Genomic DNA, 22,066 nt, shown 5'->3' with positions numbered 1-22,066 from the left:
TGTCAGAAGTGGCCGGTGAACCGGTAACGGTTGCCCGGATGCCAGAGATTCGCAATGGACGCGACCACGCTCTGCGACCACGTGCGACGATGCAGCACGAGGCACGGCTCGACGTCGTCCATCGTCAGGAGCCGGCGCGTGTCGGCGTCCGGCGCGGACGCTTCGATGCGGTACTCGACGCGCTGCAGCGGCGCGACACGCACGAGATACTGGTTCGGCGTCGTGTTCGTGAAGTCCTGCAACGCGTATTCGGGCGCGACGGCGGGATTGACCCAGCGTTCTTCGAGCTGCACCGGCTCGTCGTTCTCGAAATGCAGCACGCGCGAATGAAAGATCGGACTGCCCGCGCTCACCTGCATTTCAGCGGCGAGCTCTTCGTCGGCGATCGCGGCGCCCACGTGCAGCACATTCGCGTGATACTGATGGCCACGCGCGACGATCTCATCCGAGATGCTGCGGATCGCCACCAACGTCGATTCGTACTTCGGCCGCGCGACGAACGTGCCCGAGCCCTGAACGCGCGTGAGCACCTGTTCGGCCGTCAGTTCGCGCAGCGCGCGATTGACCGTCATGCGCGCGACGTTGAACTCGCGTGCAAGCTCGTTCTCCGATGGAACCTGGTGCCCTTCGCTCCACTCGCCCGCGTGGATGCGGGCGAGGATGAAGTCCTTGATTCCCTGATAGGCCGGTGCGTTCATGCTGGGCATCTCTCGCTCTGCCGCTGTGCAAGTGGATTAGCGTTGCTCGGAGACGAACGAGAACGGGCTGTGCGCCGCGATCGTGCCGTCCTGCACGAGCTTCGTGATCGCCGCGATATCGGGCGCGAAGTAGTGGTCGAGCTCGTAATGCGCGACGTGCGCGCGCACCGTGTCCATCACCTTTTGCAGCGCGGGGCTCGTCTTGTGCGGCGCGCGCAGATCGACGCCTTGCGCGGCGGCGAGCAGCTCGATCGACAGGATGTTCGCCGTGTTGTCGGCGATGTCGGCGAGCTTGCGCGCGGCGAAAGTCGCCATCGACACGTGGTCCTCCTGGTTCGCCGACGTCGGCAGCGAATCGACGGAAGCCGGGTGAGCCAGCGTCTTGTTCTCCGATGCGAGCGCGGCCGCCGTCACATGCGCGATCATGAAGCCCGAGTTCACGCCGCCATCCTTGACGAGGAACGGCGGCAGACCCGACAGCGTCGCGTCGATCAGCAGCGCGATGCGGCGCTCGGCGAGCGCGCCGATTTCCGATGCGGCGAGCGCGAGGTTGTCGGCGGCGAACGCAACGGGCTCCGCGTGGAAGTTGCCGCCCGACAGCACTTCGCCCGTGTCCGGGAAGATCAGCGGGTTGTCGGACACCGCGTTCGCTTCGACGAGCAGCACTTGCGCGGCCGCGCGCATCTGGTCGAGGCACGCGCCCATCACCTGCGGCTGGCAACGCAGGCTGTACGGGTCCTGCACCTTGCCGCAATCGCGATGCGACAGATTGATCGCCGAGCCGTCGAGCAGCGAGCGATACGACGACGCTGCATCCATTTGGCCCTGGTGACCGCGCAATGCGTGAATGCGTGCGTCGAACGGCTTGACGGAACCAGCCGCCGCATCGACGGACAGCGCGCCCGCCACGAGGCCGACGCGATACAGGTCTTCGATCGCGAACATGTTGTAGAGCGCGAGCGCCGTCGATGCCTGGGTGCCGTTCAGCAGCGCGAGGCCTTCCTTCGCTTGCAGCGTCAGCGGCTTGAGGCCGACGAGACGCAGACCTTCCGTCGCCTGGATGCGCTCACCCTTCACGAACACTTCGCCGACGCCGAGCAGCACGGCCGACATATGCGCGAGCGGCGCGAGGTCGCCCGATGCGCCGACCGAGCCCTTTACGGGAATCACGGGCAGCACGTCGGCGTTGAACAGCTTGATCAGCGCGTCCATCACTTCGCGGCGAATGCCCGAGTGGCCGCGGCCGAGGCTCGACAGCTTGAGCGCCATCAGGAGACGCACGACGGGCAGCGACATCGGCTCGCCTACGCCGACGGCATGCGAGAGCACCAGATTGCGCTGCAGCAGTTCGAGCTGATCGTGCGGGATATGCGTGCTCGCGAGGCGGCCGAAGCCCGTGTTGATGCCGTACGCCGGCTCGCCCTTGGCGGCGATGTCCGCGACGGCTTGAGCGCAGGCGTCGATGGCGGCGAAGCTCGCGGGATCGAGTTGCAATGTCACCTGTTCGCGCGCGATCTGGCGCAGTTGGGGCAGAGTCAGGGAGCCGGGCGTGAGGATCATGATGTGAATTCCTGTCTATACAATTTCGAGAAGTGTAGCGGCGGCAGCTTGTATATACAACTCAAATTTCGCGGATTCGCGTAAGGGCTTTCCATTAGGGCCGGAAAGGCAATCTGGCATGGATCTGGCAGTTTTCACCGCCGTGTGCCGATCGGGCGGTTCGCGCCGCTATAGATGCGCCGCTCCCGTCTGCATCCGATAACTTGTATATACACGTCGGGTTTGCGTGCTGGCAAGCGGACAAAAAACGGCGGCTTCGGCATGGCCGCCACGCGTCCACATTCTTGATTCCAAATCAAGACTGATTTGAGCCTCGCACGCTTTTTGCACACTCCTTGCACCGCCATACTGACGCCGTCCCAAGTCTTTTCTCGCAAGGAGAACGTTTTGAACATCTTCGTGACAGGCGCAAGCGGCTTTATCGGCGGATCGATTGCGGCGGGGCTCGTGCGTGCTGGCCATCGCGTGACGGGCCTGATCCGCAACCCCGAACATGCGGCCGAACTCAAACACCTCGGCATCGAGCCCGTGACGGGCACGCTCGACGACCGCGACCTGCTGATCGCGCACGCGCAAGCCGCCGACGCCGTCATCAACGCGGCGAGCAGCGACCATCGCGGCGCAATCGAAGCGCTGATCGAAGGACTCGCGGGCTCGGGCAAGCCGCTCCTGCACACGAGCGGATCGAGCATCGTCGGCGATGCGTCGGGCGGCGAACGCGGCGATGCGAAAATCTACACGGAAGATGCGCTGCCCGAGCCGACGGCCGACAAGGCGCCGCGCGTCGCGATCGACCGGCTCGTGCTCGATGCGGCGCAGCGCGGCATCCGTTCATCGGTGCTGTGCAATACGCTCATTTATGGACACGGCGCCGTCAAAGGCAGCGCGAGCGTGCAGTTGCCGCGTCTCGTGCGTCAGGCGCAAGAGAGCGGCGTCGTGCGGCATGTCGGCAGCGGCGGCAACATCTGGTCGAACGTATTCATCGACGACGTCGTCGAGCTGTATCGTCTCGCGCTGGAGAAGAGCCCGGCGGGCACGTTCTATTTCGTCGAAAGCGGCGAAGCGTCGTTCCGCGACATGAGCGCCGCCATCGCGAAAGCACTGCATCTCGGTCCCGCGCAAGACTGGCCGCTCGATCAGGCGATCGACGAATGGGGCTATGAAATGGCGTCGTATGGGCTCGGCTCGAATAGCCGCGTGCGCGGCACCCGCTCGCGCGAGCTGCTCGGCTGGCAACCGACGCGCACGTCGGTGATCGACTGGATCGAAAACGACATGATGAAAAACGCGTAGAAGAACGAGTAAATGGACGCGTAGAAACGCGCGCGAAACGTTGTCCAGCGCACACGCTGTAAGTCCGGCTGTTGCTTATCCGTAAGCTCGCATCGCTAGAATCCGTTCGATCAGGATCACGACGATTTTGATCTATCGGCACGAGCCCGGATCATTCAATGCTGCTTGCACTCAATTTCGACTGGCTGACGAATCTGCTCGCGATTCTCTTCGTGATCGCGTGCCTGTACGACTCGCGTTACGACGAATACGGCACGCTCACGCTCGCGTCAGGCGCGATGGGCCTCGTCGTGATGGCCATCGAACTCTTTCTCAAGCCCGCGTTCGAAATGTCGCTGTAAACGCGGGCCCGATCCGGCTGTGCTGGCTATTCGCGAGCGTTCACTTGTGCGCCGCCGAATGGCAGCACGCATCCGCCTCTTTCCCTTCCGTCAGCGATGTGCCCGTCACGCCGTCTTCATAGCTGTCGTGACGGCGCATCCAGCCCATCATCTTGTTGTCGTCTTCGTCGCGGCCCTTGGGCACGTAGTCGAGCAGCGTATACGTGCCGATCAGCGGCTCGCCGCCGCGCGCATACGACGCGAACGTGCGGAAGATTTCGCCCTTGTCGTTCCGGTAGAACACGCTCATGCCGGGCAGTTCGTCGCACGCGTAATCCTGCGTGTCGAAGTTGTAGACGACCTTGCCTTCGGCTTCCTGCTCCGGCGTGAACGACACGTTGAAGTCGTAATTGAAGTCGCTGCCGAACGACGATACCCACGGGAATCGCCAGCCCATGCGTTTCCTGTATGCGTCGATTTTCCCGAGCGGCGCACGCGACACGGCCACATACGTCACGTCGCGATGCGCGAGATGCACGAGCGCGCCGTCGATATGATCGGACAGGAACGAACAGCCGGGACAGCCTTGCTCCCAGTCGGGTCCGAGCATGAAGTGATAGACGATCAACTGGCTGCGCCCCGCGAAAAGATCCGCGAACGTCTTCTTGCCATCGGGCGTATCGAACGTATAGGTCTTGTCGACTTTCATCCATGGCAGCGCCTGGCGTCTTTTCGCAAGCGCGTCGCGTGCGCGCGTGAACGCCTTTTCTTCGTCGAGATGCGCGCGTTGCGCAGCAAGCCATTCTTCGCGTGAAACGATCTTGTGCTGTTCCATCAGTTCCTCCGGTTGCACGGCCCGTTCGCCCTGCTTTCGCTCCATGCAGGCGAGCGCGGCCTTCACGAGAAATAGTGTTCGAGTCCATCCAGTGCTTCCGACCACCCGCCCCGATGCGCGTCGCGCGCGGCTTCATCGAAGAACTGTTCGTGCTTCAGCGTGAGCCACGTGCCGTCGCCGTCAGGCTTCAGCGTGAATGTGACGATGGACTCACGTTCCGGCGTCGAACGAAACGCCCACGTATAGACGAGCTTTTCGTTCATCGCGACTTCGCGAAAGACGCCGCTCACGTCATGCTCTTCGCCGTCGGGCGCGCGCATGATCATGTGAAAGCGGCCGCCCGCCTTCAGCTCCATCTCGGCGTGAACGACGTTGCAGCCGCCCGGATGTAGCCACTTCACGATTTGCTGCGGGTCCGTCCACGCGCTGAAGACTTTCTCCGGGGACGCGCTGATGTGTCGCTGGAGCGTAAGACTGGGGCGGTCGGGCATGACTGTTCCTCCACGTAGGCGGCCAGTTGATCGAGCGCTTCGGACCAGAACCGCTGATAGCGGCGCAGCCATTCCATCGCTTCCTCCATCGGCGCCGCTGACAGACGACACGCGACCGTGCGACCCGTCTTCGTCCGCGTGACGAGGCCCGCGTCCGACAGCACGTCGAGGTGCTTCATCACGGCGGGCAGCGACATCGCGAACGGCTCGGCGAGTGCGGAGACGGACAGATCCGCGCTGTCGGACAGACGCGATAGCATCGCGCGGCGCGTGGGGTCGGCCAGCGCCGCGAATGTGCGATCGAGCGTATCGTCTTGAAACTTAACCATGAGGTTAAGTGTAGGCGCCTGACGCGTGGTGTCAAGGCCGGGTTTCGTCTGCGACAGCTTCTGTGTGATTTGCTTTGCGCGCCGCAGACGAACGGGCGACACAGAGGAAAGAATCAGATCGCCCAGCCGCCGAGATAGAACACAGCCAGCACAACAGCGATCGCGACCGTCCCCACATTCAGCTTGCGCCATTCGCCGCTGACCACGCGGCCGATCACGAGCGTGCAGAAGCCCAGCATGATGCCCGTGACGATATTGGCCGTCAGCACGATGAACACGGCGCACACGAGGCCTGACATCGAATCGACCATATCGTCCATGTGCAGCTTGCTCACGCTGGAGAGCATCAGCAAGCCGACGTACATCAGCGCGGGCGCCGTCGCATACGAAGGCACGAGCGCGGCGAGCGGCGAGAAGAACATCACGACGAGGAACAGCAAGCCGACCACGGCAGCCGCCAGTCCCGTCTTCGCGCCCGCGGCCACGCCGACTGTCGACTCGATATAAGCGGCAGCCGGCGCGCCGCCCATCAGGCCGGAGAAGATCGAGCTGAGCGAGTCGGCCGTCAGCGCGCGGCCGCCATTGATGATGCGGCCGTTCTCGTCGAGCTGGCCCGCCTGCCCTGCGACGGCACGTATCGTCCCCGTCGCGTCGAACACGGCCGTCATCACGAGCGCGAGCACGCTGGGCAGCACGGCGAGCGACAACGCGCCCTTGATGTCCATCGCGCCAATCAGCGAAGCATGCCCCGGCGTGCTCAGCGACGGCAATGCGAACACGCCATGAAACGCGACGGCGGGGTCGATCAGCAGCGCGAGCGCCGAGATTGCGACGATCACGATCAGGATCGAGCCCGGCACGCGACGGCGCACGAGACCGAAGATCGCCGCGAGGCCGCCCACCGACATCAGCACCGGCAGCGACGTGATATGGCCCAGCGACACAGGCAGCCCCGGCCCCGGATTCTTCACGACGAGGCCGACATCATTGGCTGCGATCAGCAGCAGAAAGAGCCCGATGCCGATGCCCGTGCCATGTGCGACGCCCGCAGGCAGATTGCGCAGAATCCACGAGCGCACGCCCGTCACCGAAATCGCGGTGAAAACGAGGCCCATCAGGAACACGGCGCCGAGCGCGACGTTCGGATGCAAGCCCTTGCCGAGCACGAGGCCGAACGCGGTGAATGCCGTCAGCGAGATCGCGCAGCCGATCGCGATCGGCAGGCGCGCCCAGAGGCCCATCAGCAGAGAACCAAAGGCTGTGGTCAGACACACGGCGACGAACACGGCACTCGTGTCGAAGCCCGCCTTGCCGAACATGCCCGGCACGACGAACACGGAATAGACCATCGCGAGAAACGTCGTGATGCCTGCGATGATCTCCTGACGTCCCGTGCTGCCGCGCGCGGTGATGTCGAAAAAGCGATCGATGAACGTCTGCCCGCCGCGGGTGCCTTCGAATACCTCGCTCGCGGCGGCTTCCGCGATGCTCTGGGCCTGGGGTTCCATCATGATGAGTGCCTCCTTTATCAGCATGCTGAAACGGCGGCCTCTTCATCGGCTGCGCCGTCATCAGGTTCGTCTCGTTGAGTAGTCGGTATGTGTTGCGCTTTCCGGCCCTCGGCGCGCAGGCGGACACCGTCCGTCATGCCACGTATCGTCACGTGTCGCGCCGTTGTTCTTTTTATGCTGAGGCCAAGGTTAGGCGAATCACCTTATAAGTCCCATCGCGATAAAAAGATGCCGGGCATGTCGCGATCCTTATATCGTTTGAATCACGGCAACGCGCGCTCGCTATCCGAGCGTTAACACCTACGCCTTTCGCGCGGCCCGACAGGCGCGCAAGCGCTGCTGTAAGCGCTTTGAAGCCGAGATTGAATGCAGCCCACGCGCTCGCGCGGCCACTGCATTTACGGCGCCGTTTGCGAAGCGGCGCCATCCGTGCCGCTGCCCGCAAACGCAGACGAAACAAGGGCCGCGCGGCGTCACGGGTTAAACTCTCGGCAAACCACGCCTTTAATGCATTGTCGGCGAGGCTTTCGATGCCCGCATCAGTCTCTGGATCGATTCTTTGCGACAGCACCTGCATCGGCCTGCCGCCCTGGCCACGGAGTCCCACTTGATGAATGGCGGTTTCCTACGTCCAGCCTTCCGTCTATTGTTTCTGGCCGTTTTTGCGGCCTCGTTCGCGATACTGTCGGGGTGCAGCCTGTTCGGGCCGACCGAACAGCCGCCCGCGCCCATCAGCGAAGCGACGGTGACGCTGCTGAACGTCCCCGCGCCCGTCGCCGCATCCGAGCCTGAGCCCGAGCCCGTCGAAACCGTCGAGCCGAAGGAACCGAAGAAGCCGCGCCCCCCCGTCGTGCGTCCGCGCAAGCCGGAACCGCCGCCGCCCGTCGTCACGCCGGCGCCCCCTCCGCCGCCCCCGCCGCCCGCTCCCGCGCCGATCATCACGACGCGCGTGATCGAGCGCAGCACGACGCACGGCCTGCTCGACAGCGAAGTGCAGAAGAGCGACGGCAAGGTGTTTGGACGCGCCGTCGACATGACGGCGGACGCGAGCGGCACGCCGCGCCTGATGATCGTGAACCTGCAGGGCTTTCTCGGCGTCGGCGACCGCAAGGTCGGATTTCCGTGGACGGCGTTCCGCTTCACGCCGAACGCGAAGGGCGCGCCGATCACGATCACCGTGCCGCCCAATCAGCTGTCGGCGGCCAGCCAGCCGAAGCCGTCGGCCGCGCTCGCGACGCCGCTCGCCGCCGTGACGGCCCCGCCCGCCGTGCCGCCCGGCCAGCTGGAGCTGATGGACGCGGATGTCGAGCGCCCGAACGGCGGCAAGGTCGGCCGCGTGATCGACGTGCTGATCGACGCGAACGCGCAGCCGCAGGCCATCGTGCTCGACGTGAGCGGCATCATCAGCCCCGATCGCCGGATGATCGCCGCGAACTGGTCGGCGCTGCGCTTCGTCACGAAGGACAAGACGCTGCGCCCGTTGATGGACCTCAATGACGCGCAGATCAAGGCGTCGCCATCCTACGAAACGGACAAGCCGATTCACGCCGTATCACCCGCACCACCTCCAGCCGCCCCGCCTGCCGCGGCGGCTGGCCCTTCGTCGTCCGCCGCGGCGGCATCAACCGCCCGCAATTCACGATGACGAGCCGTCTCATGGTCACCGCACGCAGTCTCCGCGCCCTCGACTGGCTCAACTTCTTCGTCGCCAACGTGCAGACGGGATTCGGGCCGTTCATTGCTTCGTACCTCGCGTCGCACAAGTGGACGCAGGGCGAGATCGGTCTCGCCCTCTCCATCGGCACAATCAGCGCGATGGTGTGTCAGGTGCCGGGCGGCGCCGTCGTCGACGCCCTGCACAACAAGAAGGGCGCCGCCGCCTGGGCGATCATCGCGATCATCCTGAGCGCCGTGCTGCTCGCAGCGAGTCCGACCATGCTGCCTGTGATGGCCGCCGAGGTCTTTCACGGCTTCGCGAGCTGCATGCTCGTGCCGGCGATGGCGGCCATCTCGTTCGCGCTCGTCGGACGTCACGATCTCGGCGACCGGCTTGGACGCAATGCGCGCTGGGCGTCGATCGGCAGCGCCATCGCGGCGGGCCTGATGGGCCTGTTCGGCGAGTACTTCTCGGCGCGCGCCGTGTTCTGGCTGACGGCTGCGCTCGCGGCGCCCGCTCTCCTCGCGCTGTCGATGATCACGATGCCGTCGCACCACACGCCGGCGCACGTGCCCGCGAAGAACGATCAAGACGAGCACGAGGAAAAAGAGTCGCTGCTCGATCTGATGCGCGACAAGCGCATGCTGGTGTTCGCGGCGTGCGTCGTGCTGTTCCACCTGTCGAATGCGGCAATGCTGAACCTCGCAGCGGGCGAAGTGACGACGGGCATGGGCGAAAACGTTCAACTCGTGATCGCCGCCTGCATCATCGTGCCGCAAGCGATCGTCGCGATGCTGTCGCCGTGGGTCGGACGCACGGCGGAACGCTGGGGACGCCGCCCTATCCTGCTGCTCGGCTTCTCCGCATTGCCGTTGCGCGCGTTGCTGTTCGCGGGCGTGAGCAGCCCGTATCTGCTCGTGCCCGTGCAGATGCTCGACGGCGTGAGCGCCGCCGTGTTCGGCGTGATGCTGCCGCTGATCGCCGCCGACGTCGCAGGCGGCAAGGGCCGCTACAACCTCACGATCGGCCTGTTCGGTCTAGCGGCGGGGATTGGCGCGACGTTCTCGACGGCGCTCGCGGGTTTCATCGCCGACCGCTTCGGCAGCGCAATCAGCTTCTTCGGACTCGCGGGCGCGGGCGCGCTTGCGGTGCTGCTCGTGTGGGCCGCGATGCCCGAGACGCGCGACGCGAACGACGATCTGCAGACGAAGGGCGCCTCTTCCGACGAAGGGCAGTTCAAGCGGGCGGAGTAGCGTCGCGGCAAAATCGAAGCAACGTCGATGCGCGGCCTCGGCCGCGCATCGGCGCGAAGTCTCAACGCGAGCCGGCAGATTTCACACGCGACGCCGCTTCCTCGCGGCCGCGACGGACGGCATCGGAATCGGCACACTGCCCCTCATACCCTCGTCGATCAGGAAGTCGCGGAACAGGCTCGCGACGCGCGGCAAGCGCTTATCCGATACATGCATCACATACCAGTCGCGCTCGATCGGGTTGCCGGGCAGCGGCAGCAGCGCGAGCAGCCCCGCCTGAAATTCCAGCGTGCACGCATGCAGCGACAGAAACGAAATGCCGAGGCCCGCTTCCACCAGTTGCTTGATCGCTTCGTTGCTCGACAGCTCCGAGCCGATGTGAATCTTGTGCCCTGCCTGCCGGAACAGATTCTCGACGGTCGAACGTGTGCCCGAGCCGCGCTCGCGCACGAACAGGTTCGCCGATTCCAGATCGCCGAGCGTCAGGCGCTTCTTCTTCATCAACGGATGTGACGGCGACGCGACGAACGCCATCGGGTGCTTCGCGAAGGCCGTGGCGACCGTGCGCAACTCGCGCGGCGGACTGCCCATCACGGCGAGATCGATTTCATGCGTCGCGAGCATGCGAATGATGTCCGCGCGGTTGCCAACCTTGAACTGCACCTTCACCTGCGGACGCGCCTCGGTAAAACGCACGAGAAACGGCGGGATCAGATACTCGGCCGTCGTGATCGCGCCGATGCGCAACGTGCCGCCCTGCTCGCCGTGCAACGCGGCGAGATCGTCGGCGGCGCCGTTCCACAAGTCGAGGATTTCGAGCGCATAGCGCGCGAGGATTTCTCCCGCCGCCGTCAGTTGCACGCCGCGGCCCACGCGCTGCAACAGCGGCGCGCCCGCTGCATCTTCGAGCAAGCGGATTTGCAGCGATACGGCGGGCTGCGTCAGGCGCAACTCTTCCGCCGCGCCCGACACGCTGCCGAGCTTCGCCACCGTATGAAGCGCCTTCAATTGACGAAACGTCGCCGCTTTTAACATAAGTAAAAACCTATATGTTTCGTACAAACATTAAATTGTGCTGCTGATTTCCCCGATTCTATACTCGACCTCAATGATGAAGTTGCCGCATGAATCGAATTCAAAACGTTCAGGAGAGTACACGCCATGGCCTCGACCGATCGACACACAGCAAGCAGAACGCACTACGCGCCGCACCGTATCGTCATCGTTGGCGGAGGCGTCGGCGGACTGGGACTCGCGACACGGCTCGGCGAATCGCTCGGCAAGAGCGGACAGGCGCAGGTCGTTCTCGTCGACCGCTCGCCGACGCACTTCTGGAAGCCGTTGCTGCACGAAGCCGCATCGGGGCAGATCGATCCCGCCACGCATCAGCTGCAATATGCGGTGCAGGCGCGGCGTCATGGCTTCGAGTTCGAACAGGGCTCGCTGCAATCGCTCGATCGCGCACAGCGCCGCATCACGATCGGCACGACGCGCGATGCGGACGGCCGCGAAGTGCTGCCCGCACGCGACGTCGCATTCGATACGCTCGTGCTCGCGATGGGCAGCGTGACCAACTATTTCGGCGTGCAAGGCGCAGCCGAACATGCGCTGCCGCTGGAGTGCGTCACGCACGCGGAATCGTTTCGCCGCAAGCTGCTCGATGCGTGCACGCGGGCAAATCACTTGCGGCGCGTGAGCGGCGCGCAGCACGTGCAGCCCGTGTCGATCAACATCATCGGCGCGGGCGCGACGGGCGTCGAGCTCGCGGCCGCGCTGCGCGACAGCAGCCGTCTGATGCATCGCTATAGCCTCTTCGCACTCGATCCGGAGCGCGACTTTTGCATCAGGCTGATCGAAGGCACCGATCGCGTATTGCCCGCGTTGTCGCAACGCATTTCTGCGCGGGCGCAGCGGATTCTCGGCGGGCTCGGTGTGGATGTGCTCACGAATACGCGCGTCACCGAAGTGAGCGAAGAGTCCGTGCGCACGCACGACGGCCAGCAACTCGCCAGCGACATCGCGATCTGGACGGCAGGCATCGCAGGTCCGCCCGTGTTGCGCACGCTCGACGGCATTGCCGTGAATCGCAACGCACAGGTGCTCGTGAATCGCACGCTGCAAACGACGTCGGATGCGAACGTGTTCGCGCTCGGCGATTGCGCGGCCTGTCCGTCAGATGCGGACGGCTTTCTCGCGCCGCGTGCGCAGGTCGCGCATCAGCAGGCGATGTTTCTGGCTCGCGCGTTGAAGTACCGTGTCGGCGGCGAAACGCTGCCGGAGTTCACGTATCGCGATGCGGGCACGCTGGTCGGCTTCGGCGATGTCGGCACGATCGGCAGCCTGAGCGGGTTGCGCGAGCGGCCTGTGTTCGTCGACGGCTGGTTCGCCACCGTCGTCTACCGGCTGATCTATCGCCGGCACGTGATGACGCTCACCGGCTTCGCGCGCATGACGCTCGATACGGCGAGCCATTGGCTGCGCCGCCGCGTGCACCCTGTGATCCGGCTGCATTGATTCTCGCCAGGAAGAAGGAATGCAAGCGGTCAGTCGAGAAACTCGGCGGACCGCTTGCGCAGCGCCGCGCCAAAATCGTCGAGCCAGCCGATCGACAGCCGCCAGCTTTGCCAGTACAAGTCGACGTCGAGATGCTTGCCCGGCGCCATGTCGATCAGCTCGCCGCTTTCCAGTTGCGCGGCGATCATCCGCTCCGGGCACATGCCCCAGCCCAGCCCCGTCGAGCATGCGCGCAGAAAGCCGGAGACGTGCGGTATCCAGTGCGTCGGCGCATCGAGTTCGGCGCGCGTGATCTTGCGCACGAAGCGCTTTTGCAACTGATCCTTCGGATTGAAATCGACGCACGGCGCGCGACGCAGCGTATCGCGCGCGACACCTTCGCTGAAATAGCGCTCGAAATACGCAGGCGTGCAGACGGCGAGATAGCGCATCCTGCCGAGCCGCGTCGAACGGCAACCCTGCACGGGCTCGGATTGCGTCGTCACGGCCCCTTGCACGCTGCCGTCGCGGATGCGCTGTGCGGTATGGTCCTGATCGTCGATCACCAGATCGAGCAGCATGCCGCGCTCGGCGCAGAAGTCCGCAATCGCATCGATAAACCACGTGCCCACGCTGTCGTCGTTCACGGCGACGCGCAACGTCGGCCACGGCTCGAGCATCGCGCCTGGAAGATCGGGCACGCGGCCCGTGAGTTCGGCTTCGAGCAGTTGCACGCGCTCCGTATGCCGGCACAGCAGCGCGCCCGAAGTGGTCGCCGTGCACGGCTGCCCGCGCTTGACGAGCACGCTGCCGACACGCTCCTCCAATAGCTTCACGCGTTGCGAGACGGCCGAAGGCGTCACGTTGAGCGCCGTCGCCGCGCGATCGAACGAGCCGTGACGCACGACGGCCGCGAGCGCATCCAGCAGTGCATAGTCGAGCATTAGCGTTCCTTAATCGGCATTATGGAAATTAGCTTCTCTTATTCTAGCGGTCGCGGCACACTGACGCCACGCGACTTACTCACCTTATCAAAACATCATGAACTGGCTGGCTTTTTCACATGGCGCCGCTCTTTGCGCGTCACTCATCGTCACTATCGGCGCGCAAAACGCTTTCGTGCTGCGTCAAGGCATCATGCGCTCGCATATCGGCAAGATCGTGTTGCTGTGCACGCTGTCGGACTTTCTGCTGATCGGCGCGGGCGTCGGCGGCGCATCGGTGCTCGTCGAGCGTTATCCGACTTTCATCCACGCGCTGCTGTACGTGGGGCTCGCCTATCTCGCTTGGTTCGGCATCAGCGCGCTGATGCGCGCGCTGCGCCCCGGGCATGCCGTGCTCGACACCGATTCGAAAGGCGACACCGCGCCGCCCGTTCAGCGCACGTGGTCCATCGTGCTGATGACGCTCGCGTTCACGTGGCTCAATCCACACGTCTATCTGGATACGTTTCTGCTGATCGGCACGGCGGGCGCCCGCGAAGCGCAAGGCACGCGCGCCGCGTTCGCCATCGGCGCGATGTTCGTCAGCGCGGTCTGGTTCGTTGCATTGGGCTATGGGGCGCGGGCTCTCGCGCCGCTCTTCAGGCGCGCGACTGCCTGGCGCGTGCTGGATGGCGCGATCGGCAGCATGGTGTTGCTGCTGGCCGTCACGCAGTTGCGCTAAGGCCGCTGACGTGTGCCGGATCGCGTCGACTGACGCGCCGGCTCGTCAACGTTTGAATGTCACCTTCGTGGGCCGCGCGATGTCTTCAAGGGCTGCGCTGCCCACGCCCACTGTCTGCAACGCGCCGTCGGTTACATAGGGCTCGAGGCCCAGCGCGGCGATCTTCAGCGCGATCTCGCGGCGGCGTGCGTCGTCATCCGGCGGACAATAGTCGATTGAAATGACGGGCAGCCTGTAACGCTCGCATATCATGCGCGCCTGGTCGAGCAGCCATTCTCGGTCGTTGCCGGGCACTTCGTCATAGCGCTGGTTCGCTTGATCCCAGCGGCCGAACAGCGATTCACACGCAACGGCCGCGACCTGATCGTGGACGCGCGGCAGAATCTCGAAGCCGCGATTCAGGATCAGCTGAGCCTGTGGATAGCGCGCCTTCAATGCGCGCAAAACCGCGATCAACCCTGCCTGCTGCCGCGCCCGCTCCGCATCCGTCTTCGCGACGAGCTGATACGAGTCGAGCGTGTCGAGGAAAAAGCCGCGATAGCCACGCTCCCACAGCGGCCCGATGGTCTCGCGGACAACGAACTCGGGCCAGCCTGCCGCCGTCTGATCGACGACCGTCGACGCCCATGCTTCGTTGCGGCCTGCAAACCACGTCGGCGGCATTTTCGCGTAGTACGCGCGCTGCTTCGTCACCTCGCCGACGCTCACATACGCATACCAGTTCGGACAGTGCGCTGTGTGCGCGAGCGGATCGAATCCGCTATCGGGTTCGAGCACGACGGTATCGAACGGCTCGAACTGCTCGGCCTGCACGCTCGCGCCGTAAAAGAACGCGACCGACCCGATGCCCGTCGCCGAAACCCGCTTGCACGCGGTGATCGCGGGCCGCAGCCATGCAACCGACAGCAGCAGTATCGCCATCACCACGCAGGCGATGACGATCCACGAAACTCCGATCTGAGCGAGAAAATGGGCTGTCATGAGTCGCCAATTGCATAGGGGCCACCAGGCTTCCTATGATGGCATGATGGGCACGGGTGTTGCTCGATGCCGTGACGGCGGCGCCTGTGGCTGCCGACGCGGTTCCCGAGTATCGGTCGATGCTGCATCGACCTGTCCAGCAATCCAACGATGGAGACTGCCATGCTTCGATACGCTGCCATCTTTTTCGTCATTGCCATTATCGCGGCCGTCTTCGGATTTGGCGGCATCGCCGCCGGCGCCGCCGAGATCGCGAAGGTGCTGTTCTTTATTTTTATCGTGATCTTCCTCGTGACACTGCTGATGGGCGTGATCAGACGCTGAGCGCGCGTGCCTTTGTTCCGGCAAACGGCTAATCGTGGTGCTTGCAATTTGTGCGCAGCACGTTTGCCGCTTTTGCCGCGCTTTGCAATAGTTGCCGGCAGCCGTTTGCGGCTGCCTTTCGTGTTGCGTGGGTGTTTCGTGGCTCGCGTTGCCGGTCGTGAGCATCCGCAATGCGCCAGGAGGCGCTAACGCGGATGCCAGCGAGAGCACCCAGGCGACGCATCGCAAACAGGCAAACGCTCAAGTCCCCGTGCGAGACTCCAGCGCGTTCAACGCTTCGTGAAGCCTCTGCGCGCGGCTCTTCTGCGCAGGAATGCGCGCGGCCGCATTGACGTCGTCCACGCGCTTGCGCCAGTACGAAAGCGGAATGGGCTCCGCACCGGAAATGCGCACCAGGACATGCTCGAGATGCTCGAGATCCGACTCAAGCTGATGATGGTTCATGCCTTTCCCCGATCGCACCGTCCGCGCGGATCACCTCGTCATGCTGTCGCGGCTGTGTCGAATTGATATGTGCTGAAGCGGGCTCACGCGCTCAAGCCATCGCGGCCCTCGAATCGACTATGAATGGGCAATATGACAACTTGACCAACACGTCGGCAAGTCCACTTTTGCCCACCGTTGTGTATACGAGGAATCCTCACAGCTTTCACGCGCTCGTCAAACTGCCGCTTTTCGCGCAAGCCGCGCGTGCATGGCATCCGCTGCCGCATTCCGGCGCTAGCGGCGCTCTTTCGATGAACGCTCGCTGAGGCCGATATCCAGTTCTTCGCAAAGAAAGGTCTGCAATGCATCGACGGCGGCGCTCTGCGCGCCCGCCATGTTCCGCGTGAACAGGCCGAGTTCAGCTGCGGGCGGTTCGGGCAAGCCGTCCGCGGCGCCGAGCACGCGCATCGATTCGTAGCGGATATTCCCCTCCAGCAGCACCGATACGCCCAGCCCTGCTTCGACAGCCGACTGCACGGCGGGCAGGCTCGTGCTCGTGCAGACGACGCGCCACGCGATGCCCGCGCGCCGCAAGATCGTCATCACGTGTTGCTGCCACAGGCATGTGCCGCCGAACGCGACGAGCGGCAGCGGCGCATCGCGCCCTGCCACATAGCCGCGCGCGCCGACCCAATAGAGCGGCTGCGTCCACGCGACGAGCGGCGTCGCATCGACCATCGCCGGATCGCCGACGAGCACGTCGAGCGCACCGTCGGCAAGACGCTGCGACAGCGCCGCGCTCGCATCGACGACGATCTCCAGCGCGACCTGCGGATGCGCCGCCGAAAAACGCCGCAGCGCGCGAGGCAAGCGGCCCACCGCGACGTCTTCGAGCATGCCGAGACGCACGGTGCCCGCCACATCGCCCGCATCGAGCGCGCGGCGGGCATCTTCACCCGCGCCGAGAATCGCGTGTGCGTAGGGCAGCAGCCGATGGCCCGCCTCCGTCAGGCGCACGCCGCGCGGCGTGCGCTCCAGCAGACGCTGGCCGATGTCGTCCTCCAGACGGCGCAACTGCATGCTGACGGCCGCCTGGGTTCGCGAGAGCCGCGCAGCCGCGGCACTGACGCCGCCCGTCTCCGCGACCGTCACGAAGGCTCTGAGAAGACTGCTGTCGAAGTCGCGCACTATTAGCGTCCGTGATGGCGGCATAAGAAATATCAGCTTATCTTAACGCTCGTTTCGCCGATATGATGGGATCTGTCGTGCTTCCGCCCTTCCATGCCCGCTACGCGCCCATTGAAAAGAACCCATGAAAGACTCGACGCTCGCCGATCCCGCCGCATTCGACGCGTTGCCTTCGCCTCGAGCGACGGCCGAACCCGCGCCAGCCGCGCCTGAGACGGCAGCGCCTACGCCTGCCGCGCCGAAGCGGCATGTCGGCGTGGCCGCGCTGCTCGGCTTGCTGTCGATGTCGTGCGTGCAGTTCGGCGCCGCGCTGTCCGCGCCGACGATGGACGCATTCGGCGCATTCAGCACGACCTGGCTGCGGCTCGCGTGGGCGGCGGCGATTCTCGCGCTCGTCGTGCGTCCCCGGCTGCGCCGCTACTCGCGCGCGCACTGGGTCGCGGCGGGCGTGCTCGGCGTCGCGATGGCGGGCATGACGTTGTGCTTCTTCTCGGCGATCGAGCGCATTCCGCTCGGCCTCGCCGTCGCGATCGACTTTCTCGGCCCGCTCACCGTCGCGACGCTCGGCGTGCGGCGTCTGCGCGCACTGTTGTGGCCGCTGCTCGCCGTCGCGGGCGTGCTGCTGCTCGCGCATGACCGCGCGGGCTGGATCGGCGACCCGATCGGCATGCTGCTCGCGGCGGGCGCGGCGTGCGGCTGGGGCAGCTACATCGTGTTGATGAAGAAGACGGGCGCGCTCTTCGAGGGGCTCGAAGGACTGTCGGTGTCGCTGATCGCGGCGGCGCTCGTCGCGACGCCGTTCGGGCTTGTCGAGCACGGCCTGCACATCGCATCGATGCAACTGGCCGCGACGGCGGGGCTCGCGCTGCTCGTGCCGCTTCTGCCCTACGCGCTGGAGATGATCGCGCTGCGGCACATGCCCGCGTCGTCGTTCGGCATTCTGATGAGCATCGAACCGGCGATCGGCGCGCTCGCGGGCTTTGTGGTGCTGCATCAGCCGATGACGGCGCTGCAACTCGCGGGCACGCTGTTCGTCGTGAGTGCGAGCGTCGGCGTGATCGTCACGTCGAGATAACGCGGTGCGCTGACGCTTCGCATCGACGGTCTACAATCGACGGATCACATCCGACCATCGAGGACAGCATCATGACCGAAGACGAGCGCGCAATCCGCCAGCTGATCGACACATGGCTCGCCGCCAGCAAGGCAGGCGACACGGCAACCGTGCTGAGCCTGATGACGGACGACGCCGTGTTCATGGTCGCGGGCCAGAAGCCTTTCGGCAAGGCCGCGTTCATGGCGGCATCCGAAGGACAGAAGAACATCGACATCGACGGCAAGAGCGACATTCTCGAACTTCAGGTGCTCGGCGACTGGGCGTTCTTGCGCACGCATCTTGAAGTCACGGTCACGCCGAAGGACGGCTCGCCGCCGATGCGCCGCGTCGGCAACACGCTGACGATCCTGCGCAAGGAAACCGACGGCCGCTGGCTGCTCGCGCGCGACGCCAATCTGCTCGTGCCGCAGCAGTGACATAGACGACCGCTACGCGAATCGCGGCAACGGCGGCTCACTTCTCCCAGGGCGCGCGCCGATCCGCGTCGAGCCTGCCATAGCGTCCGAGCGCTTGCCGCACGGTATCGCGCGAAACAACGCCGTCGTCGGCGAGCGACTTCAGCGCCGCGATCGCAATCGACACACGATCCACCTCGAAGAACGCGCGCAAGGCCGCGCGCGTGTCGCTGCGCCCGAAGCCGTCGGTGCCGAGCGTCACGTAGCGGCGCGGCACATACGCGCGAATCAGCTCGGGCACGGCGCGCACGTAATCGGTCGCCGCGATGACGGGGCCGCGCGATGCGGCGAGCGCCGACGTGACATAAGGCATCTTGTTGTCGTCGGCATCGAACAGGCGCTCCGCACGCTCCGATGCGACGCCGTCGCGATGCAGTTCAGTGAAGCTCGTCACGCTCCATACGGCTGCGTCGATCTGCCAGTCGTCCTTCAGCATGCGCGCCGCCGCCTGCACCTCGCCGAGTATCGCGCCTGAGCCGAGCAATTGAACCTGCGCGGTGTCGAGCGCTGCCGCATCGAGCGGATACATGCCCTTCAGCACGCCGTCGCGCACCGTATCAATGGGCGTCGCTGGCAATGAGGGCTGCGCGTAGTTTTCGTTCGTGACCGTGAGGTAATAGAACACGTCGCGCTGACGCTCGATCATCTCGCGCATGCCTTCGTCGACGATCATCGCGATCTCGTATGCGAACGCAGGATCGTATGCGCGACAGTTCGGCACCGTCGATGCCGCCAGATGGCTCGTGCCGTCCTGGTGCTGCAAGCCTTCGCCGCCGAGCGTCGTCCGGCCCGCCGTCGCACCGATCAGAAAGCCGCGCGCGCGCTGGTCGGCGGCGGCCCAGATCAGGTCGCCGATGCGCTGGAAGCCGAACATCGAGTAGTAGATGTAGAACGGCAGCATCGGGAGATCGTGGACGCTGTACGACGTCGCCGCCGCGATCCACGACGATATCGCGCCCGCTTCCGAAATGCCCTCTTCGAGTATCTGGCCGCGCGTGTCTTCGCGGTAGTACAGCATCGAGCCCATGTCTTCGGGCTCGTACAGCTGACCGAGCGGCGAATAGATGCCGACCTGGCGAAACAGGTTCGCCATGCCGAACGTGCGCGCCTCGTCCGCAACGACGGGCACGGTGCGCGGCCCGAGCGACGCGTCCTTCAAGAGACTGCCGAGCATGCGCACGATCGCCATCGTCGTCGACATGTCCTTGCCGTTCGCGTCCAGCGCGAATTGCCCCCAGGACGGCATCGCAGGCACGGTCGGCGTCTGCGATGCGGCTCTCCGCCTTCTGGGCAGATAGCCTCCCAAGGCAGCCCGGCGCGCATGCAGGTACTGCATTTCCGGGCTGTTTTGCGTTGGCTTGTAGAACCTGAGCTGCTCGACGTCGTCATCGGAGAGCGGCAAACGGAAGCGATCGCGAAACGCCTTCAGCTGCTCGACGTCGAGCTTCTTCTGCTGATGCGTCGTCATGCGCCCCTGGCCGATCGAGCCCATGCCGAAGCCCTTCATCGTCTTCGCGAGAATCACGGTCGGCTGGCCGCCGTGCTTCGATGCGCGGTCATACGCTGCATGCAGCTTGCGCACGTCGTGGCCGCCGCGCCGCAGACGGTCGATGTCGTCGTTGCTCAGATGCGCGGCGAGCGAGGCAAGCTCCGGGTTCTGGCCGAAGAAGCGCTCTCGGTTGTAGGCGCCGTCGTTGGCCGAGAAGGTCTGGAACTGTCCGTCGACGGTATGCGCGAACGCGCGCAGCAACGCGCCCGTGCGATCGCGCGCGAAGAGGGCATCCCAGTCCGAGCCCCACAGCACCTTGATCACGTTCCAGCCCGCGCCCGTGAATTGCGCTTCGAGCTCGTCGATGATGCGGCCGTTGCTGCGGACGGGACCATCGAGCCGCTGCAGATTGCAGTTGATCACGAACACGAGATTGTCGAGCCGTTCGCGCGCCGCCAGCGACAGCGCACCGATCGATTCGGGCTCGTCCATCTCGCCGTCGCCGAAAAAGCCCCACACCTTGCGGCCTTCCGTCTTCAGCAGGCCGCGATTCTGCAGATAGCGCATGAAGCGCGCCTGGTAGATCGCGTTGATGGGCCCGATGCCCATCGAGCCCGTCGGGAACTGCCAGAAGTCCGGCATCAACCACGGATGCGGATACGAACACAGCCCCGGCCCGGCGATCTCGCGCCGGTAGTGCTCAAGATGCGTCTCGCTCAAGAAGCCTTCGAGAAACGCGCGCGCATACACGCCCGGCGACGAATGCGGCTGGAAGTAGACGAGATCGCCGCCGCGCGCATCGTCCGGGCCGCGAAAGAAATGATTGAAGCCGACTTCGAACAGATCGGCCGCCGATGCATAGCTCGCGATATGGCCGCCCAGCTCGCCGTACGCGCGATTGGCGCGCACGACCATCGCGAGCGCGTTCCAGCGCAATGCGGCGGCCAGCCGTTCTTCCGTGTCGAGATCGCCGGGATAGGGAGGCTGCCGATCGACGGGAATCGTGTTCGCGTATGGCGTGACGCTCACGCGCGCCGACGCCACGCCGTTCGACAGCGCATGCGCGGCGAGCCGGTCGAACAGATACTGCGCGCGCTCGATGCCGACATGCTGGACGACGCCATCCAGCGCGGCGAGCCATTCGGCCGTTTCCTGCGGGTCGCTGTCGACGCGAGCTTGAGTGAGGGCTTGAACGGGTTGAGCACCGCTCGATAAATCGGTCATGGCGCGACTCCGGCAGAAGAGAGGCGTGAAAGGCGTGAAAAGACGTGAAAAGCAGCGGAATGTCGAATCAGCTTACCCATGCAGCGACAAAATGTGCGTCTCTTTTGCTTGCTCTCGCGCTTTCAGATAGTGTATTTATTCCTGAAATTCGGCCTCACATGGAATGTTTACACTATGACATCCGAAGCCAGATCCACCACCGCGCGGCGGCTCGACCGTATCGACATCGCGATTCTCCGGCAGCTGCAGCAGAATGCGCGCATCACGAACGCGGAACTGGCGCGTGCCGTGAACCTGTCGCCGACGCCCTGCTTCAACCGCGTGCGCGCGCTCGAAAAGCTGGGGCTGTTTCGTCAGCAGGTCACGCTGCTCGATGCCGAGGCGCTCGGGCTGCGCATCAACGTGTTCATTCAGGTGAGCCTCGAAAAACAGGTCGAAGACGCGCTGCGCCGCTTCGAACAGGAAGTCGGCGAGCGGCCCGAGGTGATGGAGTGCTATCTGATGACGGGCGACGCCGACTATCTGCTGCGCGTCGTCGTGCCCGACATGCAGAGCCTCGAACGCTTCATCGTGCAGTGGCTCACGAAGATTCCCGGCGTGTCGAACATCCGATCGAGCTTCGCGCTCAAGCAGGTGCGCTACAAGACGGCGTTGCCGCTGCCTGTCGCGGGCCTCACGCTCGCCGCCGATGACGACGTGCCGCGCGAATGGGCTTAAAGAAGGCTTAGGTCCGCTCGCGCGCCGCTTGCCCGCGCGG

At 64.8% G+C, this 22,066-nt stretch carries 23 protein-coding genes; 10 read left to right on the top strand and 13 right to left on the bottom strand.

The genetic code is table 11. From position 1 onward, the window contains the following. Nucleotides 1-2 precede the first annotated feature (2 nt). Both hutC and hutH read right to left on the bottom strand, forming a co-directional pair. Entirely contained in the window at nucleotides 3-698 is a 696-nt protein-coding gene (hutC, locus tag VSR68_RS18055; protein WP_342941140.1) for a histidine utilization repressor, read from the bottom strand. A gap of 36 nt (nucleotides 699-734) precedes the next feature. Then, nucleotides 735-2,258 (bottom strand): histidine ammonia-lyase, encoded by a 1,524-nt coding sequence (gene hutH, locus VSR68_RS18050; protein ID WP_342941139.1) that lies wholly within the window; start codon nucleotides 2,256-2,258, stop codon nucleotides 735-737. A gap of 387 nt (nucleotides 2,259-2,645) precedes the next feature. On the opposite strand from hutH, the gene VSR68_RS18045 reads away from it, so the two are divergent. Continuing rightward, nucleotides 2,646-3,551, top strand: coding sequence for an NAD-dependent epimerase/dehydratase family protein (locus VSR68_RS18045; protein ID WP_342941138.1), 906 nt, complete (start codon nucleotides 2,646-2,648; stop codon nucleotides 3,549-3,551). Nucleotides 3,552-3,709: 158 nt separating this feature from the next. Continuing rightward, nucleotides 3,710-3,892: a hypothetical protein gene (locus tag VSR68_RS18040; protein ID WP_090861582.1), complete on the top strand. Its 183-nt coding sequence runs from the start codon at nucleotides 3,710-3,712 to the stop codon at nucleotides 3,890-3,892. A 40-nt stretch (nucleotides 3,893-3,932) separates the two neighbouring features. On the opposite strand, the gene VSR68_RS18035 is transcribed toward VSR68_RS18040, so the two are convergent. The 5 genes from VSR68_RS18035 to VSR68_RS18015 form a co-directional block, all read right to left on the bottom strand. Next, nucleotides 3,933-4,706, bottom strand: a complete 774-nt coding sequence (locus VSR68_RS18035; protein ID WP_342941307.1) for a thioredoxin family protein — start codon at nucleotides 4,704-4,706, stop codon at nucleotides 3,933-3,935. 62 nt (nucleotides 4,707-4,768) lie between these two features. Further along, a complete protein-coding gene (locus VSR68_RS18030) occupies nucleotides 4,769-5,197 on the bottom strand; it encodes an SRPBCC domain-containing protein (RefSeq protein WP_342941137.1) in 429 nt (142 codons plus the stop codon). After that, nucleotides 5,104-5,526, bottom strand: coding sequence for a metalloregulator ArsR/SmtB family transcription factor (locus VSR68_RS18025; protein WP_342941136.1), 423 nt, complete (start codon nucleotides 5,524-5,526; stop codon nucleotides 5,104-5,106). The genes VSR68_RS18030 and VSR68_RS18025 overlap by 94 nt, the downstream gene beginning before the upstream one ends. Before the next feature lie 113 nt (nucleotides 5,527-5,639). Continuing rightward, nucleotides 5,640-7,037 carry an NCS2 family permease gene (locus VSR68_RS18020; RefSeq protein ID WP_090862439.1) on the bottom strand — a complete coding sequence of 466 codons (1,398 nt, stop codon included), beginning with the start codon at nucleotides 7,035-7,037 and terminating at the stop codon, nucleotides 5,640-5,642. 172 nt (nucleotides 7,038-7,209) lie between these two features. Then, nucleotides 7,210-7,614, bottom strand: a complete 405-nt coding sequence (locus VSR68_RS18015; protein ID WP_342941135.1) for a hypothetical protein — start codon at nucleotides 7,612-7,614, stop codon at nucleotides 7,210-7,212. A 33-nt stretch (nucleotides 7,615-7,647) separates the two neighbouring features. On the opposite strand from VSR68_RS18015, the gene VSR68_RS18010 reads away from it, so the two are divergent. Beyond that, on the top strand, nucleotides 7,648-8,682 hold the full coding sequence (locus tag VSR68_RS18010; protein ID WP_342941134.1) for a PRC-barrel domain containing protein: 1,035 nt from the start codon (nucleotides 7,648-7,650) through the stop codon (nucleotides 8,680-8,682). Further along, nucleotides 8,679-9,947, top strand: a complete 1,269-nt coding sequence (locus tag VSR68_RS18005) for an MFS transporter (RefSeq protein ID WP_342941133.1) — start codon at nucleotides 8,679-8,681, stop codon at nucleotides 9,945-9,947. The genes VSR68_RS18010 and VSR68_RS18005 overlap by 4 nt, the downstream gene beginning before the upstream one ends. A gap of 81 nt (nucleotides 9,948-10,028) precedes the next feature. Here VSR68_RS18005 and VSR68_RS18000 read toward each other — a convergent pair whose 3' ends face one another. Next, nucleotides 10,029-10,982, bottom strand: a complete 954-nt coding sequence (locus VSR68_RS18000; RefSeq protein ID WP_342941132.1) for a LysR family transcriptional regulator — start codon at nucleotides 10,980-10,982, stop codon at nucleotides 10,029-10,031. Nucleotides 10,983-11,108: 126 nt separating this feature from the next. On the opposite strand from VSR68_RS18000, the gene VSR68_RS17995 reads away from it, so the two are divergent. Then, nucleotides 11,109-12,461, top strand: coding sequence for an NAD(P)/FAD-dependent oxidoreductase (locus VSR68_RS17995; RefSeq protein WP_342941131.1), 1,353 nt, complete (start codon nucleotides 11,109-11,111; stop codon nucleotides 12,459-12,461). A 29-nt stretch (nucleotides 12,462-12,490) separates the two neighbouring features. Here VSR68_RS17995 and VSR68_RS17990 read toward each other — a convergent pair whose 3' ends face one another. After that, nucleotides 12,491-13,384, bottom strand: a complete 894-nt coding sequence (locus VSR68_RS17990) for a LysR family transcriptional regulator ArgP (protein WP_342941130.1) — start codon at nucleotides 13,382-13,384, stop codon at nucleotides 12,491-12,493. A 97-nt stretch (nucleotides 13,385-13,481) separates the two neighbouring features. On the opposite strand from VSR68_RS17990, the gene VSR68_RS17985 reads away from it, so the two are divergent. Continuing rightward, on the top strand, nucleotides 13,482-14,105 hold the full coding sequence (locus VSR68_RS17985; RefSeq protein ID WP_342941129.1) for a LysE/ArgO family amino acid transporter: 624 nt from the start codon (nucleotides 13,482-13,484) through the stop codon (nucleotides 14,103-14,105). A gap of 45 nt (nucleotides 14,106-14,150) precedes the next feature. Here the strand turns inward: VSR68_RS17985 and VSR68_RS17980 are convergent, their stop codons facing one another. Further along, nucleotides 14,151-15,086 carry an endo alpha-1,4 polygalactosaminidase gene (locus tag VSR68_RS17980; protein WP_342941128.1) on the bottom strand — a complete coding sequence of 312 codons (936 nt, stop codon included), beginning with the start codon at nucleotides 15,084-15,086 and terminating at the stop codon, nucleotides 14,151-14,153. 162 nt (nucleotides 15,087-15,248) lie between these two features. Between VSR68_RS17980 and VSR68_RS17975 the strand changes: the two genes are divergently transcribed. Then, nucleotides 15,249-15,410, top strand: coding sequence for a DUF1328 domain-containing protein (locus tag VSR68_RS17975; protein WP_028368672.1), 162 nt, complete (start codon nucleotides 15,249-15,251; stop codon nucleotides 15,408-15,410). Nucleotides 15,411-15,650: 240 nt separating this feature from the next. Here the strand turns inward: VSR68_RS17975 and VSR68_RS17970 are convergent, their stop codons facing one another. Both VSR68_RS17970 and VSR68_RS17965 read right to left on the bottom strand, forming a co-directional pair. Further along, a complete protein-coding gene (locus tag VSR68_RS17970) occupies nucleotides 15,651-15,854 on the bottom strand; it encodes a hypothetical protein (protein ID WP_342941127.1) in 204 nt (67 codons plus the stop codon). Between the two features lie 276 nt (nucleotides 15,855-16,130). Beyond that, entirely contained in the window at nucleotides 16,131-17,048 is a 918-nt protein-coding gene (locus VSR68_RS17965; protein WP_342941126.1) for a LysR substrate-binding domain-containing protein, read from the bottom strand. A 100-nt stretch (nucleotides 17,049-17,148) separates the two neighbouring features. On the opposite strand from VSR68_RS17965, the gene VSR68_RS17960 reads away from it, so the two are divergent. Together VSR68_RS17960 and VSR68_RS17955 are read left to right on the top strand one after the other, a co-directional pair. After that, nucleotides 17,149-18,099: an EamA family transporter gene (locus VSR68_RS17960; RefSeq protein WP_342941125.1), complete on the top strand. Its 951-nt coding sequence runs from the start codon at nucleotides 17,149-17,151 to the stop codon at nucleotides 18,097-18,099. A gap of 71 nt (nucleotides 18,100-18,170) precedes the next feature. Then, nucleotides 18,171-18,557, top strand: coding sequence for an SgcJ/EcaC family oxidoreductase (locus VSR68_RS17955; protein WP_342941124.1), 387 nt, complete (start codon nucleotides 18,171-18,173; stop codon nucleotides 18,555-18,557). Nucleotides 18,558-18,594: 37 nt separating this feature from the next. Here the strand turns inward: VSR68_RS17955 and mdeB are convergent, their stop codons facing one another. Beyond that, nucleotides 18,595-21,309 carry an alpha-ketoglutarate dehydrogenase gene (mdeB, locus tag VSR68_RS17950; RefSeq protein WP_342941123.1) on the bottom strand — a complete coding sequence of 905 codons (2,715 nt, stop codon included), beginning with the start codon at nucleotides 21,307-21,309 and terminating at the stop codon, nucleotides 18,595-18,597. Nucleotides 21,310-21,483: 174 nt separating this feature from the next. On the opposite strand from mdeB, the gene VSR68_RS17945 reads away from it, so the two are divergent. After that, nucleotides 21,484-22,026, top strand: a complete 543-nt coding sequence (locus VSR68_RS17945; protein WP_342941122.1) for an Lrp/AsnC family transcriptional regulator — start codon at nucleotides 21,484-21,486, stop codon at nucleotides 22,024-22,026. Nucleotides 22,027-22,066: the final 40 nt, after the last annotated feature.

Source organism: Paraburkholderia phymatum, assembly GCF_038900715.1.
Classification (GTDB): Bacteria; Pseudomonadota; Gammaproteobacteria; order Burkholderiales; family Burkholderiaceae; genus Paraburkholderia; species Paraburkholderia phymatum_A.
Note: the sequence above shows the minus strand (reverse complement) of the source record. Positions and strands in the feature narration are given on the sequence as shown.